The following is a 16,747-nucleotide window of genomic DNA, read 5'->3' as shown; positions in this document are numbered from 1 at the left end:
TTGGTTGCTCGTAACTCAAGGGGTGACGGGATTCTAGCGGGGCTGGCGTAATGGCGCAAACTGGATAAGAATAAAGCTGAAAAACGCTGATCGGACTTGTTCGGCGTACATCTGTACGCTAAAGTGCGATGCAAAATCCCGAATGTAAAATTGTGGAAGAGGTACTGAATGAAACGTGCAGTGATTACTGGCCTGGGAATCGTCTCCAGCATTGGTAACAACCAGCAGGAGGTCCTGGCGAGCCTGCAGGAAGGACGTTCTGGGATCACTTTCTCCCAGGAGCTGAAAGATTCCGGCATGCGTAGTCACGTATGGGGCGATGTTAAACTGGACACTACCGGTCTGATCGACCGTAAAGTGATGCGCTTTATGAGCGACGCGTCCGTTTATGCCTATCTTTCCATGGAAGAAGCCATCAAGGATTCCGGCCTGGCGGCCGATCAGGTTTCCAACGATCGCACCGGTCTGGTGGTTGGCTCTGGTGGCGGTTCTCCGCGCAATCAGGTTGCCGGTTCCGACGGCATGCGCGCCAAAGGCCTGCGCGGCGTTGGTCCTTACATGGTGACCAAGGCCATGGCATCAGGCGTTTCCGCTTGCCTGGCAACCCCGTTCAAAATTCGTGGCGTTAACTACTCCATCAGCTCTGCCTGCGCAACCTCTGCACACTGCATCGGTCACGCGGTGGAATTGATCCAACTGGGCAAGCAGGACGTGGTCTTTGCCGGCGGCGGTGAAGAACTGTGCTGGGAAATGGCCTGTGAGTTCGATGCTATGGGCGCACTGTCCACCAGCTACAATGAAACCCCGGAAAAAGCTTCCCGTACCTATGACTCAGCGCGTGACGGTTTCGTCATCGCCGGCGGCGGCGGTATGGTGGTGGTTGAAGAGCTGGAACACGCTCTGGCTCGCGGCGCGCACATCTATGCTGAAATCATCGGTTACGGTGCGACTTCCGACGGCGCCGACATGGTGGCTCCTTCGGGCGAAGGCGCAGTGCGTTGCATGAAGATGGCGCTGCAAGGCGTTGATACCCCAATCGACTACATGAACGTGCACGGGACTTCCACGCCGGTTGGCGACGTGAAAGAACTGGGCGCCATCCGTGAAGTGTTTGGCGACAACACCCCGGCAATCTCTTCCACCAAGGCGATGACCGGTCACTCTCTGGGCGCCGCCGGCGTACAGGAAGCGATCTACAGCCTGTTGATGGTAGAGCACGGCTTTATTGCGCCGAGCATCAACATCGACAACCTGGACGAGAAAGCCGCAGGCATGAACATCGTGACTCAGCCGACCAAACGCGAGCTGACTACCGTGATGTCCAACAGCTTCGGTTTCGGCGGCACCAACGCCACGCTGGTCATGCGCAAGCTGCAAAAGTAATTTAGCCGCAATCCATGCCAGTTGAACAAGCCCGCTTCGCAGCGGGCTTTTTATTGCCTGTCGCGGCCCGTTCAGAGTTATCCCAAATTACATCTTTTGGCAGAACATTAACGCCTCGTTCAGCTTTTTACGCATACAATAGCCCGATAACGCGATTATCACTCGGCGTAGCGTTTCAGAGTGATCGAACCTTGAGGCATGAGTATGAAAAAGTTAATTGCGGTTGGGTTGCTGTCAGTGTTTCTGGCGGGGTGCGCGACTGAGTCACCTTGCGTCCCGGTTTATGATGACCAGGGGCGTCTGGTGCACACCAACACCTGCATGAAAGGCACGACGCAGGATAACTGGGAAACTGCGGGCGCTATCGCCGGTGGTGCGGCTGCGGTTGCCGGCCTGACGCTGGGTATCATCGCACTGACGAAATAACCGCCTGTCGGTGAGTGTCCCCGTAAAAAGCTCAGCTACCGCTGGGCTTTTTCTTTGGGCAATGTGCCGCAAGTTGATTGAAGTCATAGCATTTTTATTTCTAGTCCGCTGATTGATGCCGCTTTGTCAGTGGGTGTAAATTCCATTCCTGTGCCTCCCCTGGGTCTATATACTCCCGCTATCTCACATTTTGGAATGATCTGATGTCGGCTTTGGCGTCCATATCCTTATCCATGCACCGTCTGCGCTTTGCTAAAAAGCGGGCCTGCGCATGGCTATTGGTCGTCAGCTGGCTGTTGTTGAATACCCAACTGGCGCTGGCCAACCATAACTGCAACCTGCAGTTCAGCGGCGAAACGCCGATGGCTCAGCATGTGATGCATATGCAAAACAGCGTGCCGTCGCAGCAGAAGATGCAGACCCAAGTGCCGCTATGCGAGAAACACTGCGTACCTGAGTCAGCCCAACAGGATCATGCCAACCTGACGTTAGCTGCTTTGCCCGCCAGCAGCGAATTGGCCGTCATTGCGCCTTTCCCGTCACGTTTTATCCCGTCGAATACTTGGCAAACTCCCCCGATAACAGGCCCGCCGGCAGAGATTGTTTTCTGCCGGTTCCGTGAATAGCGCTGACAACCGCTTTGCCGTCTCCCGACGGTTTTCCGCGTTTGTTAACTATTTTACGGAGTACCCGTTATGCGTAATGTCTTTGTCGCCGTATTGTTCACCTTGTCTTTCTCCTTTACTACCGCTGGCGCTGCCGATATGGCGATGCAGGATCCTGCTGCCAAACCTGCCGTCGAAATTCACAGTCAGGGCATCATCAAAGCCTGGGATGAGCGGAAGGTATCCATCGCTCACCAGGCCATTCCTGCGCTTGGTTGGCCGCCAATGACCATGAGTTTCCTGCTCCCTCCATCACCTTCATTCGCCGTATTGCCGGTGGGTACCCTGGTTGATTTCAGCTTCTTGCCGAATGATGGCGGTTACCGGTTGATCGCTATCGCTGCCGCTCGGCAATAACGGAGGCACCATGACCATTATCATTTCTCACCCTATACGGGTGGGCTGGCTGCTGCTCGCCTGTTGGACATCGGCCTCTCAGGCGGCGGAACTGACATTGCGGCAGTCGCTGACGGCGGCTGAAGGCTATTCTGCGGAACTGTCTGCCAATCGGCATCAGGTGAATGCCTTGCAGAATATGGCGGACTCGGCGATGCAATTGCCCGATCCCAAACTGAAGTTCGGTATTGAAAACGTGCCGGTGCAGGGCGGCAATGCCCAACGTTTTACCCGCGAAGGTATGACCATGGGGCGAATCGGCATCATGCAGGACTACGTCAGCGGCACCAAACGCCAGCGCAAGGCGGATACTCTGCGTGCCGAAGCCAGCCAGACTGATGCCGGTAGCGCCACTATCCGCGCCCGTCTGCAGCAGCAAACGGCACAAGCGTGGCTGGCGCTGGCGCTGAGTCGGCAAACCTTGCGTGATGCCGTTGCTCTGGTGACGGAGAGTGAACACCAGATCGCCACTCAGCGTGCTTCAGTGGCCGGCGGTGGAACGCCTGCGAGCGGCGTGCTGGATGCCAGGTTGACACTGCTGAGTATGCTGGATCGCATCAGCGAGGCGCGGCGGGACGTGACGGTCGCTCAGGTGCGTCTGACGCAACTGACCGGCCTGTCTGCAACGGATACGGCCGGTGCGATGCCGCGCTTTGAACGTTTACCGGCCGACAGCGAGGTATTGCGGCAGGCCATCAGACAGCATCCCGAAGTGCTGCAAGCCAGTCGCGAGGCTGATGTGGCCAAAGCGCGTTCGGCGCAGTCAGAGGTGGCGGCAATACCGGATGTCGGTGTCGAGGTGTATTACGGCAAGCGCGCCGACGATTATGAGGATCTGGCCGGGGTGATGTTTACCGTTGATCTGCCGTTGTTCCGGTCGCAGCGGCAGGATAAGGACTATGCCGCTGATGTTTCGCGCAGCATGGAGGCCAACGATCGGCTGACGCTGCTGATACGCGACCATCAGGCGCAACTAGACACGTTGTTGGCGCAATATCAGGCGGCACAGGCGCAGTGGCAGCGCCAACAGGGCCAGGTCGTACCCCTGCAACAACAGCGGGTCACTTTACTGCTGGCACAATATCGCAGCGGTAAAAGCGACTTGTCGGCGGTGCTGGAGGCACGGCGGGCGCTGCTCGACAGCCGCCTCCGCGGCGGCAACGCCGCACGGGAGTTGGCGCAGATTTGGGCCGCCATTCGCTATCTCACCCCTCAGGAATCGATGCAATGAAAATACAATTCAAACTGGCGCTGTTAGCGGCGCTAATCGGCAGTGGGTTGGCGGGATACTGGTTTGGCGCAGAGGGGGAAGTGTCGTCGCCGGGGGCCAAGAGTGAGCGACAGGTGCTCTATTGGTATGACCCGATGATGCCGGGGCAGCGTTTTGACAAACCGGGTAAATCTCCCTTTATGGACATGCAGCTGGTGCCGCGTTATGCCGATGAGGCTGAACCTGAAGGCGGCGTGACCATCAGCGCACGGCAACAGCAGAATCTGGGCGTTCGCACTGAAGCTGCGCAATTGCGCCAGTGGGCTCAGCAACTGAGTGCTTTTGGCAGCGTCGCTACCGATGAACGCGGGGTTCAGATTATCGCCGCCCGCGCCAATGGACTGGTGGAAAAACTCTATGTCCGTGCCAGTCAGCAACAGGTGAAAAAGGGCGAAGCTTTGGCGTTGCTGTGGATCCCTGACTGGAGTGCGGCACAGCAGGAATATCTGGCGATACGCAAATTGGGTGACACCGCGCTGACCGCCGCTGCACGTCAGCGGTTACAACTGCTGTTTATGCCCGAGGCGGTGATCCGGCAGGTGGAACGCTCGGGTAAACCCGAACCGCGGGTTCAGCTTACCGCACCGGAAAACGGGTTTGTGAATAAGTTGAGTGTTCTCGAAGGCACTCAGGTGAGCGCAGCGCAGGGGCTATTTGAGATAGCCAGCCTCGATCCGGTGTGGATCGTTGCCGACTATCCGCAGGCGCAGGCCGGGTTGCTGAAGGTGGGCGATAAGGTACAGGCGGTTTCCGCCAGTTGGCCGGGGGAAAGGTTTGAAGGCGAGGTGAGCGAACTGCTGGCCAATGTCGATCCGCTGACCCGAACCTTCAAAGCGCGCGTCCTGTTGAAAAATTCTCAGCAAAAGCTTCGACCGGGTATGTACCTGCAACTGACATTGTCGCACAGCACCCTCGGCCAGCCGGTGTTGGCGATACCGCAGGAGGCGCTGATCGGCAGCGGCGATCGCAATCGGGTATTGATCGCCGAAGGCAATGGGCACTTCACGCCGGTTGAAGTGGTGGCCGGGCGTGCACAGGATGGCTGGGTGGAAATCAAACGCGGGCTGAGCGTCGGGCAAAGGGTAGTGACCTCCGGCCAGTTCCTGATCGACTCCGAAGCCAGCATGCGCAGCGCCTTGCCGCAGATGGCGGCGCAAACCGAGGTGGAACAATATCAGGCCGAGGCGGTGGTTGATGCCGTGAGCGAGGGTGTTTTAACGTTGTCCCATGGGCCGGTTCCGGAGCTGCAGTGGCCGGCGATGACCATGGATTTTGCTCTGCCGCCTGGGGGATTACCTGCTGGTATCAAACCCGGTGACAGAGTAAAAATCCACTTTAGCGTCGACGAGCAAGGGTCACATATCAGCCAAATCGTGTCGACAAACGCTGAACATGGGGGCCACTTATGATTGCTTTCGTGATCCGTTGGTCGCTGCGCAACCGGCTCTTGGTACTGCTGGCCTCGGTGTTGTTGGCCAGTTGGGGGATTTGGGCATTGCAGAAAGCTCCGCTGGATGCGTTGCCGGATCTGTCCGACGTGCAGGTGATTGTCCGCGCCACCTACCCGGGCAAGGCACCGCAGGTGATTGAAGATCAGGTTACCTATCCGCTGACCACCACGCTGCTCTCGGTGCCGGGCGCCAAAACGGTGCGCGGTTTTTCCATGTTTGGTGACGCCTACGTTTACGTGTTGTTCGAAGATGGCACCGATCTATATTGGGCGCGCTCGCGGGTGCTGGAGGCGCTAAGTCAGGTGCAATCCTCGCTGCCGTCGCAGGCGAAGGTGGCGCTGGGGCCGGACGCTACCGGCGTCGGCTGGGTTTACGAATATGCCCTGGTCGATAAAAGCGGGAAACATAGCCTGGCCGACTTGCGCGCGCTACAAGACTGGACGCTGAAATTTGAGCTGAAAACGGTCCCTAACGTGGCTGAAGTGGCCAGTGTCGGCGGTATGGTTCGCCAGTATCAGGTGGTGCTGGATCCACCCAGCCTGCGCGCGTTGAATATCACCCATCAACAGGTGGTGAGTGCCATTCAGGACGCTAACCAGGAAGGCGGTGGTGCACTGCTGGAGATGGGAGAGGCGGAATATATGGTGCGGACTTCGGGTTACCTGAAAAAACTGGGTGATTTTGCCAACGTGGTGATTACCGTGCGTGACGGCGTGCCGATCCTGCTTTCGCAAGTGGCGACGTTGCGCGAAGGGCCGGAGATCCGCCGTGGCGTGGCGGAGTTGAACGGCGAAGGCGAAGTGGCGGGCGGCATCGTCGTGATGCGCTACGGTAAAAATGCGCTGGAAACCATTAACGCGCTGAAGGTGAAGCTGCAGGAGGTTCAGCAGACCCTGCCGCCGGGTGTGGAAATTGTGACAGTGTATGACCGCTCGCAGCTGATCGAACACGCGATTGAAACCTTGTCCCACAAGCTGCTGGAAGAGTTCCTGGTGGTCGCTCTGGTCTGTACTTTGTTCCTGTTCCATTTCCGCTCGGCCCTGGTGGCGATGATTACCTTGCCGCTGGGTATTCTTGGCGCTTTTGTGGTCATGCATTATCAGGGCGTTAACGCCAACATCATGTCGCTGGGGGGAATAGCCATCGCCATTGGTGCCATGGTGGATGCGGCCATCGTCATGATTGAGAACATGCATAAGGTGCTGGAGCAGTGGCGGCAGCGCCATCCCGGCCAGCAACCGACATCGACGGATTATTGGCGCATTTCAGAGCAGGCGGCGGTGGAAGTGGGGCCGGCGTTGTTTTGCAGTTTGCTGATCATCACGCTTTCCTTCATTCCGGTATTCACCCTGCAGGCGCAGGAAGGGCGGATGTTCTCCCCGCTGGCTTACACCAAAACCTACGCCATGGCGGTAGCCGCCGGTTTGGGTATTACGCTGGTACCTGTGCTGATGGGCTACTTTATTCGCGGACGTATTCCTGACGAGCATGCCAACCCGATGAATCGTTGGCTGATCCGCCTGTACCAGCCGGTGCTGGGGGCGGTGTTGGCGCGGCCGAAAACCACGCTCGGGGTTTCGTGCTTGCTGCTGTTGTTAACGGCATATCCGCTGAGCCGGTTGGGCAGCGAATTTATGCCGCAGCTTGACGAGGGTGACCTGCTGTATATGCCATCGTCATTACCGGGCATGTCGGCGCGTGAGGCGAGCCGGTTGCTGCAACTGACTGACCGGCTGATCAAAACCGTACCGGAAGTGGCGACGGTATTCGGCAAGGCGGGGAGAGCGGAAAGCGCGACCGATCCCGCGCCGTTGACCATGCTGGAAACCACCATTCGCTTTAAGCCGCGTGACCAGTGGCGGCCGGGTATGACCATGGACAAGTTGGTGATGGAGTTGGACGCGGTGGTCAAGGTGCCGGGCATTGCCAATGTTTGGGTTCCACCGATCCGTAATCGGCTGGACATGTTGGCCACCGGGATAAAAAGTCCGGTTGGCATCAAGGTTAATGGCAATAACATGGCCGACATAGAGCGGATTTCCGGGCAGATTGAGCAGATGGTGAAACAGGTGCCGGGTGTCACCTCGGCGTTGGCGGAGCGTATTACCGGCGGCCGCTACGTGGACATTGATATTGATCGCCAGCGCGCTGCACGCTACGGCGTTTCGGTGAAAGAGCTGCAATCCATGGTGGCGACGCTGGTAGGAGGGGAAAACATTGGCGAGACCGTCGAGGGCCGGGCACGTTATCCGATCAATGTGCGCTACCCGCGTGAGGTACGCGATTCTGTGCAGCAACTGCGGGCGTTGCCGGTGTTGACCGCCAGCGGTGGTCAGGTGCCATTGTCGATGCTGGCAGACATTCGGATCACGGAAGGGCCGCCGATGCTGAAAAGTGAAAACGCGCGGCTCTCCAATTGGATTTATGTCGATCTGCGCGGACGCGATCTCAAATCGGCGGTGGAAGAGATGCAACAGGCGGTCGCACAGCAGGTTAAGCTGCCAGCGGGTGTTTCGTTGAGCTGGTCCGGACAGTTTGAGTATCTGGAACGCGCCAGCGCTCAATTGAAAATCGTACTGCCGGTGACGCTGGCGATCATTTTCGTACTGCTGTTTGTTACCTTCAACAGCGTGCGCGATGCGTTGTTGATCATGGCGACGCTGCCGTTTGCGCTAATAGGAGGCGTGTGGCTGCTGTATCTGTTGAACTACAACCTTTCAGTGGCCGGGGCGGTGGGGTTTATTGCACTGGCGGGAGTGGCGGCGGAATTTGGCGTGATCATGGTGTTGTATTTGAATCATGCGCTGGAAAAATACCGCCAGCCGGGGCAACCGCTAACCCAAAAACAGCTGATGGATGCCATCGCTGAGGGAGCGGCATTGCGGGTGCGGCCAAAAGTGATGACCGTCGCTACCATCATGGCTGGGCTATTACCGATCATGTGGGGCAATGGCGCCGGCTCTGAAGTGATGCGACGCATTGCGGCCCCGATGATTGGTGGGATGCTCAGCGCACCCTTGTTGTCGATGCTGGTCGTCCCAGTGGTCTACTTATTGTTGCACCGCAAGGGATGATGGTGCGGGGCGCAGTGTGTTGCGTCCCGCTCTTGCTGCACAGAAATTACTGCACCAGAAACGCTTTGAACTGCGGTGTCATCACGGCGCTGAAACCGTCATCGGTTTTGCTGATCAGGTATACCGCCAACCCTTTCTCTTCCGCCAGCTTCAGCGCTTTTTCCGTGCCGAGTACCATCAGCCCGGTATCCCAGCCGTCGGCTTCCAGCGCCGTTGGCGCGATCACCGTGGCGGAGACCAGCCGGTGGGTAATGGGCCGGCCGCTAACAGGATCGATAACGTGCGAATAGCGCTGGCCATTCTGTTCGAAGTAGTTGCGATAACTGCCGGCGGTGCTGATGCCGTAACCTTGCAGATCGACCAGCGCCTGCACCGCATTTTCCCTGTCGGTCGGTTTTTGGATCGCTACCCGCCACGGCTTGCCCTGGCCGTTGACCCCGCGTGAGGACACCGCACCGCCGACCGACACCAGATAGTTGGTGATGCCGTTACGCGCCATCAGTTTAACCAGTTGGTCAACGCCGTAGCCTTCACCCAGGGTCGAGAGATCGACATACATGTTCGGCAGATCTTTTTGCAGCCACTCGCCGCGGCTATCGCTGAGCAATTTGAGATGCTGCAGGCCAATATTTTTTTGCGCGGCTTCAATCTGCTGCTGCTCCGGCACCTTGACGGCGCGTTTGTCCGGGCCAAAACCCCACAGATTCACCAGTGGGCCGACGGTAATATCCATCGCACCCTGAGTATCGCGGCCGATGCGCTGGGCCATCAGGATAATATCCGCCATACCCCGGGGAATGGGTTGCGGGTCTGTACTGTGCGACTGGTTGAAGCGCGACAGTACCGAGCCGGAGCGGTAGGTGGAAATATCATCGTTGGCCTGTTCGAGCAAGGCGTCGACCTGCTGTTGCAGCAACGGTTTGCTGACCCTGACGTCACCGCTGATTTTGACGCTGTAGAAGGTGCCCATGGTTTTGCCTTCGAGGTCGATCTGCGCGCGGGTTTCTTGATCGTTACAGGCGGCAAGCAGACTGAGCGCTGCGCTCAGCAACAGCCCTTTGGCGATAGCGTTGACCATGAAAAATCCTTAGAAACGTAGAAAGGCGCTACAAATAAAGTAAAGCGCGGCAAATGAAAAGCGCAGAAAGGTAAAATAGCATTTTGCTGGCGTTGACGCCGCGCTTCGGCTAACGTCTGGCTCCTGATTCCAGATTGATTTTTGAAGCGATAACCATGAGTTCAAACGCCGCTGCCCGGCTGCTCCAGCCGTTCCTGAAAGATCGTTTCCTGCACATCCTGCTGTTGGCCGGTGTGGTGATGGCCGCCCTTAACCCGCAACAACTGCCTGCGCTATCCGGTTTTATCGACTGGCGCACCATTATTACCCTGCTGGGGCTGATGTTGTTGACCAAGGGCGTTGAGGTCAGCGGCTATTTTGATTTTGTTGGCCGTAAAATCATCAACACCTTGCACAGTGAACGATGGCTGGCGATGTTTTTGGTGTTTTCCGCCGCGCTGCTGTCTTCGTTCCTGACCAATGACGTCGCGCTGTTTATCGTCATTCCGTTGACCATTACGCTAAAAAAACTGTCTTCGCTGCCGATCAGTCGGCTGATTATCTTCCAGGCGCTGGCGGTCAACGCCGGCTCGCTGTTAACGCCGATCGGCAATCCGCAAAACATTCTGCTGTGGAGCAAGTCGTCGCTCTCTTTCCTGGATTTTATCATTCAGATGGCACCCTTTGGTGCGGCGATGATGGTCAGTCTGCTGGCCCTGACCTGGTTCAGTTTCCCGGCGCGGGATATCGTAAAGGCACCGCATACCGAGGGCTATCCCTATCAGCGGCCGCTGTTGCTGAGCTGCGTGGCGCTGTACGCGATTTTTCTGCTGTGCCTGGATGTCGGCTTGTCGCTGTACGGCTTGTTGGCGGTGTTTGCCGGTTTCTTGTTGCTGGCGCGCCGGGTGCTGTTGCAGATCGACTGGAGCCTGATTTTTGTCTTTATCGCCATGTTTATCGACGTTGGCCTGTTTACCCAATTGCAGGCGATTCAGCCCTGGTTCGCCGATATCGCCCGGCTTGGTGACGGCGGTGTTTACGCTTTGGGGATTGGCTTGTCGCAGATCATCAGCAATGTGCCGGCGACCATTTTGCTGCTCAATTACGTGCCTTCCAGCCAACTGGTGGCCTATGCGGTGAATGCCGGGGGCTTTGGGCTGGCGATTGGCTCGCTGGCGAACCTGATTGCGCTGCGTATGGCAGGGGAACGCAAGATCTGGCTGAAGTTTCATTACTACTCGCTGCCATTGCTGGTCTGGGGTGCGCTGCTCGGCTGGCTATTGGCCTGACAGCGGCCGCGCTTTGCTGCGCGGCCAGCTATCCCCTAGCCGCGTGCCGCCAGCAAACAAATGCTGCGGGTCACCTGATAAGATTTCACAAAGGAACTGATCGGCAGAAACTCAAAACGCGAATGGAAATTGTGCGCGCCGGTGAAGTAGTTTGGCGTCACCACGCCACGGCTGGAAAGTGCCGCGCCGTCGGTGCCACCGCGCATCGGGATCACCTTCGGCGGAATGCCGTGTGCGGCCAGGGCACCGAAAATCAGCTCGATGGCGCGCTTGTCTTCACCGATCGAGTTACTGATATTGCTGTAGATATCCGTAACGCTGCAGCTCACCCTGGCGCGCGGGTAGTTCGCCGCCACCTGCCGCACCACCTCCTGAATATGATCCTTGCGCGCATTGAAAGCGGCCAGATCGAAATCGCGAATCGACACTTTCAGCGTGGCGAGGTTGGCATTGGCGGTAATGTCGTTGAACCAGAAATAACCTTCGCGCCCCTCGGTATGTTCCGGCGTATCCAGGATATCGAACCGATTGATGATGTCGTTGGCGATGCGAATCGGGTTGATCAGCACGTTCTTCGCCGACATCGGGTGCGCAGTCACGCCTTCGATACGGATCTCCGCCGCCGCCGCATTGAAGTTTTCATAAACCACTTCGCCCAGTTCGCAGCAGTCGATGGTGTAGGCGAAATCCACGTCAAAGCGCGCCAAATCCAGCGCCTTGGCACCGCGCAGGCCGATCTCCTCATCCGGCACAAACGCCACCAGGATATCGCCGTGGCGGTCCGCGGCACTGAGGTTTGCCAGCAGGGTCATCACGACCGTAACCGCCGCTTTGTTATCGGCGCCGAGCACGCTGGTGCCGTCGCTGAAAATAATGTCTTCGTTCGGATAGGCCAGGATTTCCGGATGTTCGGCGGTGCGCAGCCAAATATCGTGCTCCGCGTTCAGGCAGAGATCTTCGCCGCTAAAGTGCAGGCGCTGCGGATGTATGTGCGCCGACAGGCCGACGTCGACGGTATCGATATGGGTAATAAAACCGATACGCGGCGCACCAGGCTGGTTGCCGGGTTTGCGGGCGGTTACGGTGGCGTGCTCGTCGATTTGCACGTCCTTCAGCCCTAGCTGACGCAACTCGGCCGCCAGCAACTTTGCCATATCATGCTGGCCAGGTGTGCTGGGCAGGGCACTGGCGGCGGCATCGCTCTGGCTGGTGACCGCCAGATAACGAAAGAAGCGTTCGGTAAGCTGTGCTGCAATGGCGCTGGTCATGCGGGTTCCTCTCGATAAGCTGTCTATCGGTTTTAATGCTAAATCAGCCGGTTGTCCATCGCTGCAATGCTTTCGCTGTCGGAATGCGAGACGCTGCGCAGAATAAAAAAAAAGCGGCGCAACCAGGAAATAGTCGCGGGTATCTGCGGCAAAATCGTTGTTAGCTATGGGGGTAAGGGTGCCCCAACAAAAAATCTGATCGTTAAAGGAGAACCGATGCGCTCACGTAATGCTTTGCTTATTACTCTGTTATCCCTGGGAATGTCTCATGCCGCCTGGTCATCCACCGCTGCCGGCAATGCCAACAGCAACGCCAACAGCCGCGAAGTGGCCAGCGCGCTCGGTGGCCTGAAAAACAAAACCCATGACCTGGAGCAGGCGCCGAAAATCCGCATCGCCAGCTTCAATATTGCCGCCGGAAAAGTCAGCGACATGACCGCCATCGCCAAGGCGATCAAGGCGATGAACGTTGACGTGGTGGCGTTGCAGGAAGTGGACAAGCTCACCGGCCGCAGTGGGAAACTCGATCAGGCGGCGGAGTTGGCCAAGCTGACCGGCATGCACGTAGCCTTTGGCCGGGCGATAGACTTTGACGACGGTGAATATGGCCTGGCGTTTCTGTCAAAATACCCATTGCATGACAGCAAGATTTATCCGCTGCCCTCCGGCCAGCGTGAACAGCGCATTGCCTTTAGCGTTCAGACCGACGTGCCCGAGTTTCCGGCGCCGATCACCCTGATCAATACTCATCTGGATACCAAGGAAGATCCGGTCATGCGCCTGGATCAGGTGCGTGAATTAAACGATCGCACCATTGAAATGCGCGGCATCAAGCTGCTGTTCGGCGACATGAACGACGTGCCGGGCAGCGTCACCTGGACCGAACTGAGCCGTTATTGGAACGACATCATGCCCGCGACGCAAGATGGCCGCAGTTGGCCGGCGGAAAATGCTGAAATCAAAGTCGATTATATCTTTAGCGGCAATGCCCAACGCTGGCATCTCGACAGCCTGACGGTGCCTAACGCCAGCGGCGACTGGAATGGCATTCACTGGCCTGCGGTCAGCGATCACCTGCCGGTGGTTGCCGAGCTGCGGCTGACCGAGCAGTAAAGGGCCTGGGTAAACGCGGGTTGGCGATTGACAGCCGCCGAACTCGCTGGTTACTATCCGGCGATACAACCCAGGGTTCTGGGTTGCGTAGGCGTTCACGTAATCCAACGCGCTCGTTCTTGTTGCCTTTGGCAACGAGAGAAGAGAGCGTTGGAGTCATCTGGCTCTCTCTGTATTTCCCTTTTTGAGTGAGCAATCTATGTCATCTACGATTTCACATGCGGAGCCTTCCGCTAACAAAGCGCTGCTTTCGCTGACCTGCGCAATCTTTCTCACCTATCTGACTGTAGCCTTGCCGTTGCCGGTGATCCCGCTGTACGTGCATTTTGAACTGGGCATGAGCAACCTGATGGTGGGGGTCGCAGTGGGCATTCAGTTCCTGGCGACGGTCCTGACCCGTGGTTACGCCGGTCGGTTGGCCGACCGCTTTGGCGGCAAACGCTCGGCGCGACAGGGGATGATTGCCTGTGCGCTGGCCGGCGTCGCCTATCTGGCGTCAGCGCTGCTGCCGGTGGCACCAGAGATCAAGTTCGCCCTGCTAATCCTCGGGCGCCTGATTTTAGGTTACGGCGAAAGCCTGTTGCTGACCGGTACCCTGACCTGGGGTTTCGGTTTGGTGGGGGCCGCCCGCTCCGGCAAGGTCATGTCCTGGACCGGCATGGCGATCTATGGCTCGCTGGCGGCCGGTGCGCCGATAGGCCTGATGTTGCATCAGCACTGGGGTTTTGCAGCGCTTGGCGTCTCTACCTTGCTGCTGCCGTTGATCGCCATGTTGTTGAATATGCGTGTCTCGGCGGTAGCGCCAACGCACGGTGAACGTCCTTCATTGTGGAAAATGGTGGGCAGCATTTGGCAGCCGGGAGTGGCGCTGGCATTACAGGGCGTGGGCTTTGCGGTGATTGGCACCTTTGTTTCCCTGTATTTCACCGCGAACGGCTGGGGGTATGCCGGCCTGGCGTTAACGATGTTCGGCGTGGCATTTGTGGTGATGCGTCTGCTGTTCGGCCATTATCCCGACAAATTCGGCGGCATCCGCGTGGCGCTGGTTTCATTGCTGATTGAGGCCTTTGGCCTGCTGCTGCTGTTCTCGGCCGCCACGCCGCTGATGGCGTTGGTTGGGGCGGCTTTCACCGGTTTGGGTTGTTCATTGATCTTCCCCGCGCTGGGCGTGGAGGTGGTGAAACGCGTGCCACCTCAGGTGCGCGGCACGGCCGTCGGCGGTTACTCGGCGTTTCAGGATGTCTCTTACGCCATGACCGGTCCATTGACCGGGCTGTTGGCCACGTCATTGGGCTATTCGTCGGTGTTTATGGCCGGAGTGGTGTGCGCGTTGACCGGCGTGGCTTTCACGCTGTTGTTTGCGCGCAGCAACGCTAAACGGGAATAATGCGCGCCAGCCGCTCGACGCCGGTACGGATCTCCCCTGGCGTCAGGGCGGCGAAACCCAATAGCCAGCCGTCGCGCCGCGCCTGTACCCTTTGATACTGAGCCGCCAACCCGGGCGTGACCACACCCAACTGCTGCGCCTGGCGGGTGAGGGCCGTTTCCTGGCCCGGCGGCAGCCAGACGCTGAGTTGCAACCCGCCACCTGCCTGCTGCGGGGTGGCATAGTGCCCAAGCTTTTCCTGCACTTCCTGCAGCAAGTGGTCACGGCGGCTGCGGTACAGCTGGCGCATGTAGCGAAGGTGGGCGGCAAAATGCCCTTGTTGGATAAACTCGGCGGTGACCGCCTGCATCAGTTGGGCGCTGTGACCGTCGTAAACCGTGCGTGCGGTGGTAAAAGGTTCCACCAGCGCGGGTGGCACCACCAGATAGGCCAGCCGCAGAGAGGGGAAAAGCGTTTTGGAAAAGGTCCCTAAATACAGCACGTTGCCCTGACGATCCAGCCCCTGCATCGCCGGCATCGGCTGGCCGTCATAATGAAATTCACTGTCGTAGTCGTCTTCAACAATCCATGCCCGCTGGCGCTGGGCCAATGCCAACAATTCCAGCCGTCGTGCCAGACTAAGCGCCACGCCGGTGGGGTAGTGGTGTGAGGGCGTCAGGTAAATCAGCTGCGGCCTGGGTAACTGCTCGTGCGGCCGCATGCCGGCTTCGTCCACGCTGACCGGTACCAGCTCGGCACCTGCGCTGGTAAAGGCGTTTCTGGCGCCGGCATAACCGGGTTCTTCCATCCATACCTTGTCGCCGCTGTCCAATAGCAGGGCGGCGATCAGCTGCAGCGCCTGTTGCGAACTGGTCAGCACCATGACCTGTTGCGCGTCGCAGTTGACCCCGCGCGCCTGGCTAACGTAACCGGCAATGGCTTCGCGCAGCGGCAAATAACCTTGAGGGTCGCCATAGCGCATCAGGGTTTCTCCCCGCAGGCGCAATTGTTGAGCGGTGAGCTGTTTCCACAGTTTTAACGGGAAGGCGCGCAGGTCCGGCGAACCGGCGGCAAACGGCAGCGGTTGCTGCGGATCGCGGCAGCCCCCGGTTTGCACGATCAGCCGGCCGCGTGATGACAGGCGCGGCTCGCCGGTGGCTTTGGTGCCCGGCGGGGATTTGACGATGTCTATCGCCACAAAGGTGCCCTGGCCAACCCGTCGCTGCAGATATCCTTCAGCCTCCAGCTGGCTGTACGCTGCCTCGGCGGTCACCCGCGAGACGCCCAAATCTTCTGCCAGAACCCGGGATGAGGGCAACCGTTGCCCACGGCTCAGCGTCCCGCCATGAATAGCGCGGCGTAGCGTACCGCAAACGCGTTCACGCAAGGTACCGTCGCCGTGTTCCGGCAGTTGGAAAAGCGAGATGAGCGCACTGGTCATAATGGGTCTTATCTTATGGCGATAATGGGTATCAATCATAAGACCAAAATCAGGCAATATTGTCATCAGTCTCATCAACAGGAGTGAATTTTATGGCGGTATCTTCATTGGTTTTGGCATTTCCCCCAGGGCCGTCGGCGCAAAGCCTCGATTATCTGGCGGCGAAATTGAGTTATTACGCGGACGCATGGGACGTGGCGGAAGATCTGCGCAACGGCGTCAGCGAGATCCTGGTGATAGATACCCGCGCGCCGGCCTTGTATGCGGCCGGGCATATTCCCGGCGCTATCAGTTTGCCGCATCGGCTGATGGATGAGGCCGGCACGGCGCATCTGGCTCGCGACAAAGTCTATGTCACCTATTGCGACGGCATCGGCTGCAACGGTTCAACCAAGGGGGCGTACAAGCTGGCGCAACTGGGGTTCAGGGTGAAGGAATTGATTGGCGGGCTGGACTTCTGGAAACGCGATGGCCATCCGTTGGCCAGCGGTGAACAACCGGGGTCGTTGCAGGGCAGTGCGGCAGGGGAAGACTGCGGCTGCGCCTGA

Annotated in this window: 14 protein-coding genes; 11 read left to right on the top strand and 3 right to left on the bottom strand. The window is 58.3% G+C overall.

Annotated features, from left to right (window positions below):
* Positions 1-168 precede the first annotated feature (168 nt).
* From fabB to D4100_RS12145, 7 genes are all read left to right on the top strand, one after another.
* Positions 169-1,383 carry a beta-ketoacyl-ACP synthase I gene (gene fabB, locus D4100_RS12175; RefSeq protein ID WP_062868132.1) on the top strand — a complete coding sequence of 405 codons (1,215 nt, stop codon included), beginning with the start codon at positions 169-171 and terminating at the stop codon, positions 1,381-1,383.
* Positions 1,384-1,587: 204 nt separating this feature from the next.
* Positions 1,588-1,809 (top strand): putative periplasmic lipoprotein, encoded by a 222-nt coding sequence (locus D4100_RS12170; protein WP_004947462.1) that lies wholly within the window; start codon positions 1,588-1,590, stop codon positions 1,807-1,809.
* A gap of 203 nt (positions 1,810-2,012) precedes the next feature.
* Entirely contained in the window at positions 2,013-2,435 is a 423-nt protein-coding gene (locus tag D4100_RS12165) for a hypothetical protein (RefSeq protein ID WP_119804451.1), read from the top strand.
* Between the two features lie 69 nt (positions 2,436-2,504).
* Positions 2,505-2,831, top strand: a complete 327-nt coding sequence (locus tag D4100_RS12160; protein ID WP_119804450.1) for a copper-binding protein — start codon at positions 2,505-2,507, stop codon at positions 2,829-2,831.
* A gap of 10 nt (positions 2,832-2,841) precedes the next feature.
* The gene (locus D4100_RS12155; protein ID WP_119804449.1) at positions 2,842-4,101 is read left to right on the top strand and encodes a TolC family protein; all 1,260 of its coding nucleotides are present in this window, start codon (positions 2,842-2,844) and stop codon (positions 4,099-4,101) included.
* Entirely contained in the window at positions 4,098-5,549 is a 1,452-nt protein-coding gene (locus tag D4100_RS12150) for an efflux RND transporter periplasmic adaptor subunit (protein ID WP_119804448.1), read from the top strand. The genes D4100_RS12155 and D4100_RS12150 overlap by 4 nt, the downstream gene beginning before the upstream one ends.
* A complete protein-coding gene (locus D4100_RS12145) occupies positions 5,546-8,665 on the top strand; it encodes an efflux RND transporter permease subunit (protein ID WP_119804447.1) in 3,120 nt (1,039 codons plus the stop codon). Before D4100_RS12150 ends, D4100_RS12145 begins: the two co-directional genes overlap by 4 nt.
* 46 nt (positions 8,666-8,711) lie before the next feature.
* Here the strand turns inward: D4100_RS12145 and apbE are convergent, their stop codons facing one another.
* Positions 8,712-9,743 (bottom strand): FAD:protein FMN transferase ApbE, encoded by a 1,032-nt coding sequence (gene apbE, locus D4100_RS12140; RefSeq protein WP_119804446.1) that lies wholly within the window; start codon positions 9,741-9,743, stop codon positions 8,712-8,714.
* Positions 9,744-9,898: 155 nt separating this feature from the next.
* Between apbE and D4100_RS12135 the strand changes: the two genes are divergently transcribed.
* Positions 9,899-11,011: an SLC13 family permease gene (locus tag D4100_RS12135; protein ID WP_065506846.1), complete on the top strand. Its 1,113-nt coding sequence runs from the start codon at positions 9,899-9,901 to the stop codon at positions 11,009-11,011.
* A 35-nt stretch (positions 11,012-11,046) separates the two neighbouring features.
* On the opposite strand, the gene pepT is transcribed toward D4100_RS12135, so the two are convergent.
* Entirely contained in the window at positions 11,047-12,279 is a 1,233-nt protein-coding gene (gene pepT / locus D4100_RS12130) for a peptidase T (RefSeq protein ID WP_119804445.1), read from the bottom strand.
* Between the two features lie 216 nt (positions 12,280-12,495).
* Between pepT and D4100_RS12125 the strand changes: the two genes are divergently transcribed.
* Together D4100_RS12125 and D4100_RS12120 are read left to right on the top strand one after the other, a co-directional pair.
* Positions 12,496-13,392: an endonuclease/exonuclease/phosphatase family protein gene (locus tag D4100_RS12125; protein ID WP_119804444.1), complete on the top strand. Its 897-nt coding sequence runs from the start codon at positions 12,496-12,498 to the stop codon at positions 13,390-13,392.
* A 199-nt stretch (positions 13,393-13,591) separates the two neighbouring features.
* Complete coding sequence (locus tag D4100_RS12120; protein ID WP_119804443.1) at positions 13,592-14,779, top strand: MFS transporter; 1,188 nt, start codon at positions 13,592-13,594, stop codon at positions 14,777-14,779.
* Here the strand turns inward: D4100_RS12120 and pdxR are convergent.
* The gene (gene pdxR / locus D4100_RS12115) at positions 14,766-16,199 is read right to left on the bottom strand and encodes a MocR-like pyridoxine biosynthesis transcription factor PdxR (RefSeq protein WP_420876400.1); all 1,434 of its coding nucleotides are present in this window, start codon (positions 16,197-16,199) and stop codon (positions 14,766-14,768) included. The two genes, D4100_RS12120 and pdxR, sit on opposite strands and share 14 nt — an antisense overlap.
* A 92-nt stretch (positions 16,200-16,291) precedes the next feature.
* Here pdxR and D4100_RS12110 point away from each other — a divergent pair, with 92 nt between their 5' ends.
* Entirely contained in the window at positions 16,292-16,747 is a 456-nt protein-coding gene (locus D4100_RS12110) for a rhodanese-like domain-containing protein (protein WP_065506390.1), read from the top strand.

Origin of the sequence: Serratia inhibens, from assembly GCF_003591175.1 — a bacterium.
GTDB classification, from domain to species: domain Bacteria; phylum Pseudomonadota; class Gammaproteobacteria; order Enterobacterales; family Enterobacteriaceae; genus Serratia; species Serratia inhibens.
Note: the sequence above shows the minus strand (reverse complement) of the source record. Positions and strands in the feature narration are given on the sequence as shown.

Bases quoted from the DNA above. Each gene is read 5' to 3' on its own strand.
- fabB (WP_062868132.1), top strand. From the start codon at position 169: ATGAAACGTGCAGTGATTACTGGCCTGGGAATCGTCTCCAGCATTGGT.
- D4100_RS12170 (WP_004947462.1), top strand. From the start codon at position 1,588: ATGAAAAAGTTAATTGCGGTTGGGTTGCTGTCAGTGTTTCTGGCGGGG.
- D4100_RS12165 (WP_119804451.1), top strand. From the start codon at position 2,013: ATGTCGGCTTTGGCGTCCATATCCTTATCCATGCACCGTCTGCGCTTT.
- D4100_RS12160 (WP_119804450.1), top strand. From the start codon at position 2,505: ATGCGTAATGTCTTTGTCGCCGTATTGTTCACCTTGTCTTTCTCCTTT.
- D4100_RS12155 (WP_119804449.1), top strand. From the start codon at position 2,842: ATGACCATTATCATTTCTCACCCTATACGGGTGGGCTGGCTGCTGCTC.
- D4100_RS12150 (WP_119804448.1), top strand. From the start codon at position 4,098: ATGAAAATACAATTCAAACTGGCGCTGTTAGCGGCGCTAATCGGCAGT.
- D4100_RS12145 (WP_119804447.1), top strand. From the start codon at position 5,546: ATGATTGCTTTCGTGATCCGTTGGTCGCTGCGCAACCGGCTCTTGGTA.
- apbE (WP_119804446.1), bottom strand. From the start codon at position 9,743: ATGGTCAACGCTATCGCCAAAGGGCTGTTGCTGAGCGCAGCGCTCAGT.
- D4100_RS12135 (WP_065506846.1), top strand. From the start codon at position 9,899: ATGAGTTCAAACGCCGCTGCCCGGCTGCTCCAGCCGTTCCTGAAAGAT.
- pepT (WP_119804445.1), bottom strand. From the start codon at position 12,279: ATGACCAGCGCCATTGCAGCACAGCTTACCGAACGCTTCTTTCGTTAT.
- D4100_RS12125 (WP_119804444.1), top strand. From the start codon at position 12,496: ATGCGCTCACGTAATGCTTTGCTTATTACTCTGTTATCCCTGGGAATG.
- D4100_RS12120 (WP_119804443.1), top strand. From the start codon at position 13,592: ATGTCATCTACGATTTCACATGCGGAGCCTTCCGCTAACAAAGCGCTG.
- pdxR (WP_420876400.1), bottom strand. From the start codon at position 16,199: ATGACCAGTGCGCTCATCTCGCTTTTCCAACTGCCGGAACACGGCGAC.
- D4100_RS12110 (WP_065506390.1), top strand. From the start codon at position 16,292: ATGGCGGTATCTTCATTGGTTTTGGCATTTCCCCCAGGGCCGTCGGCG.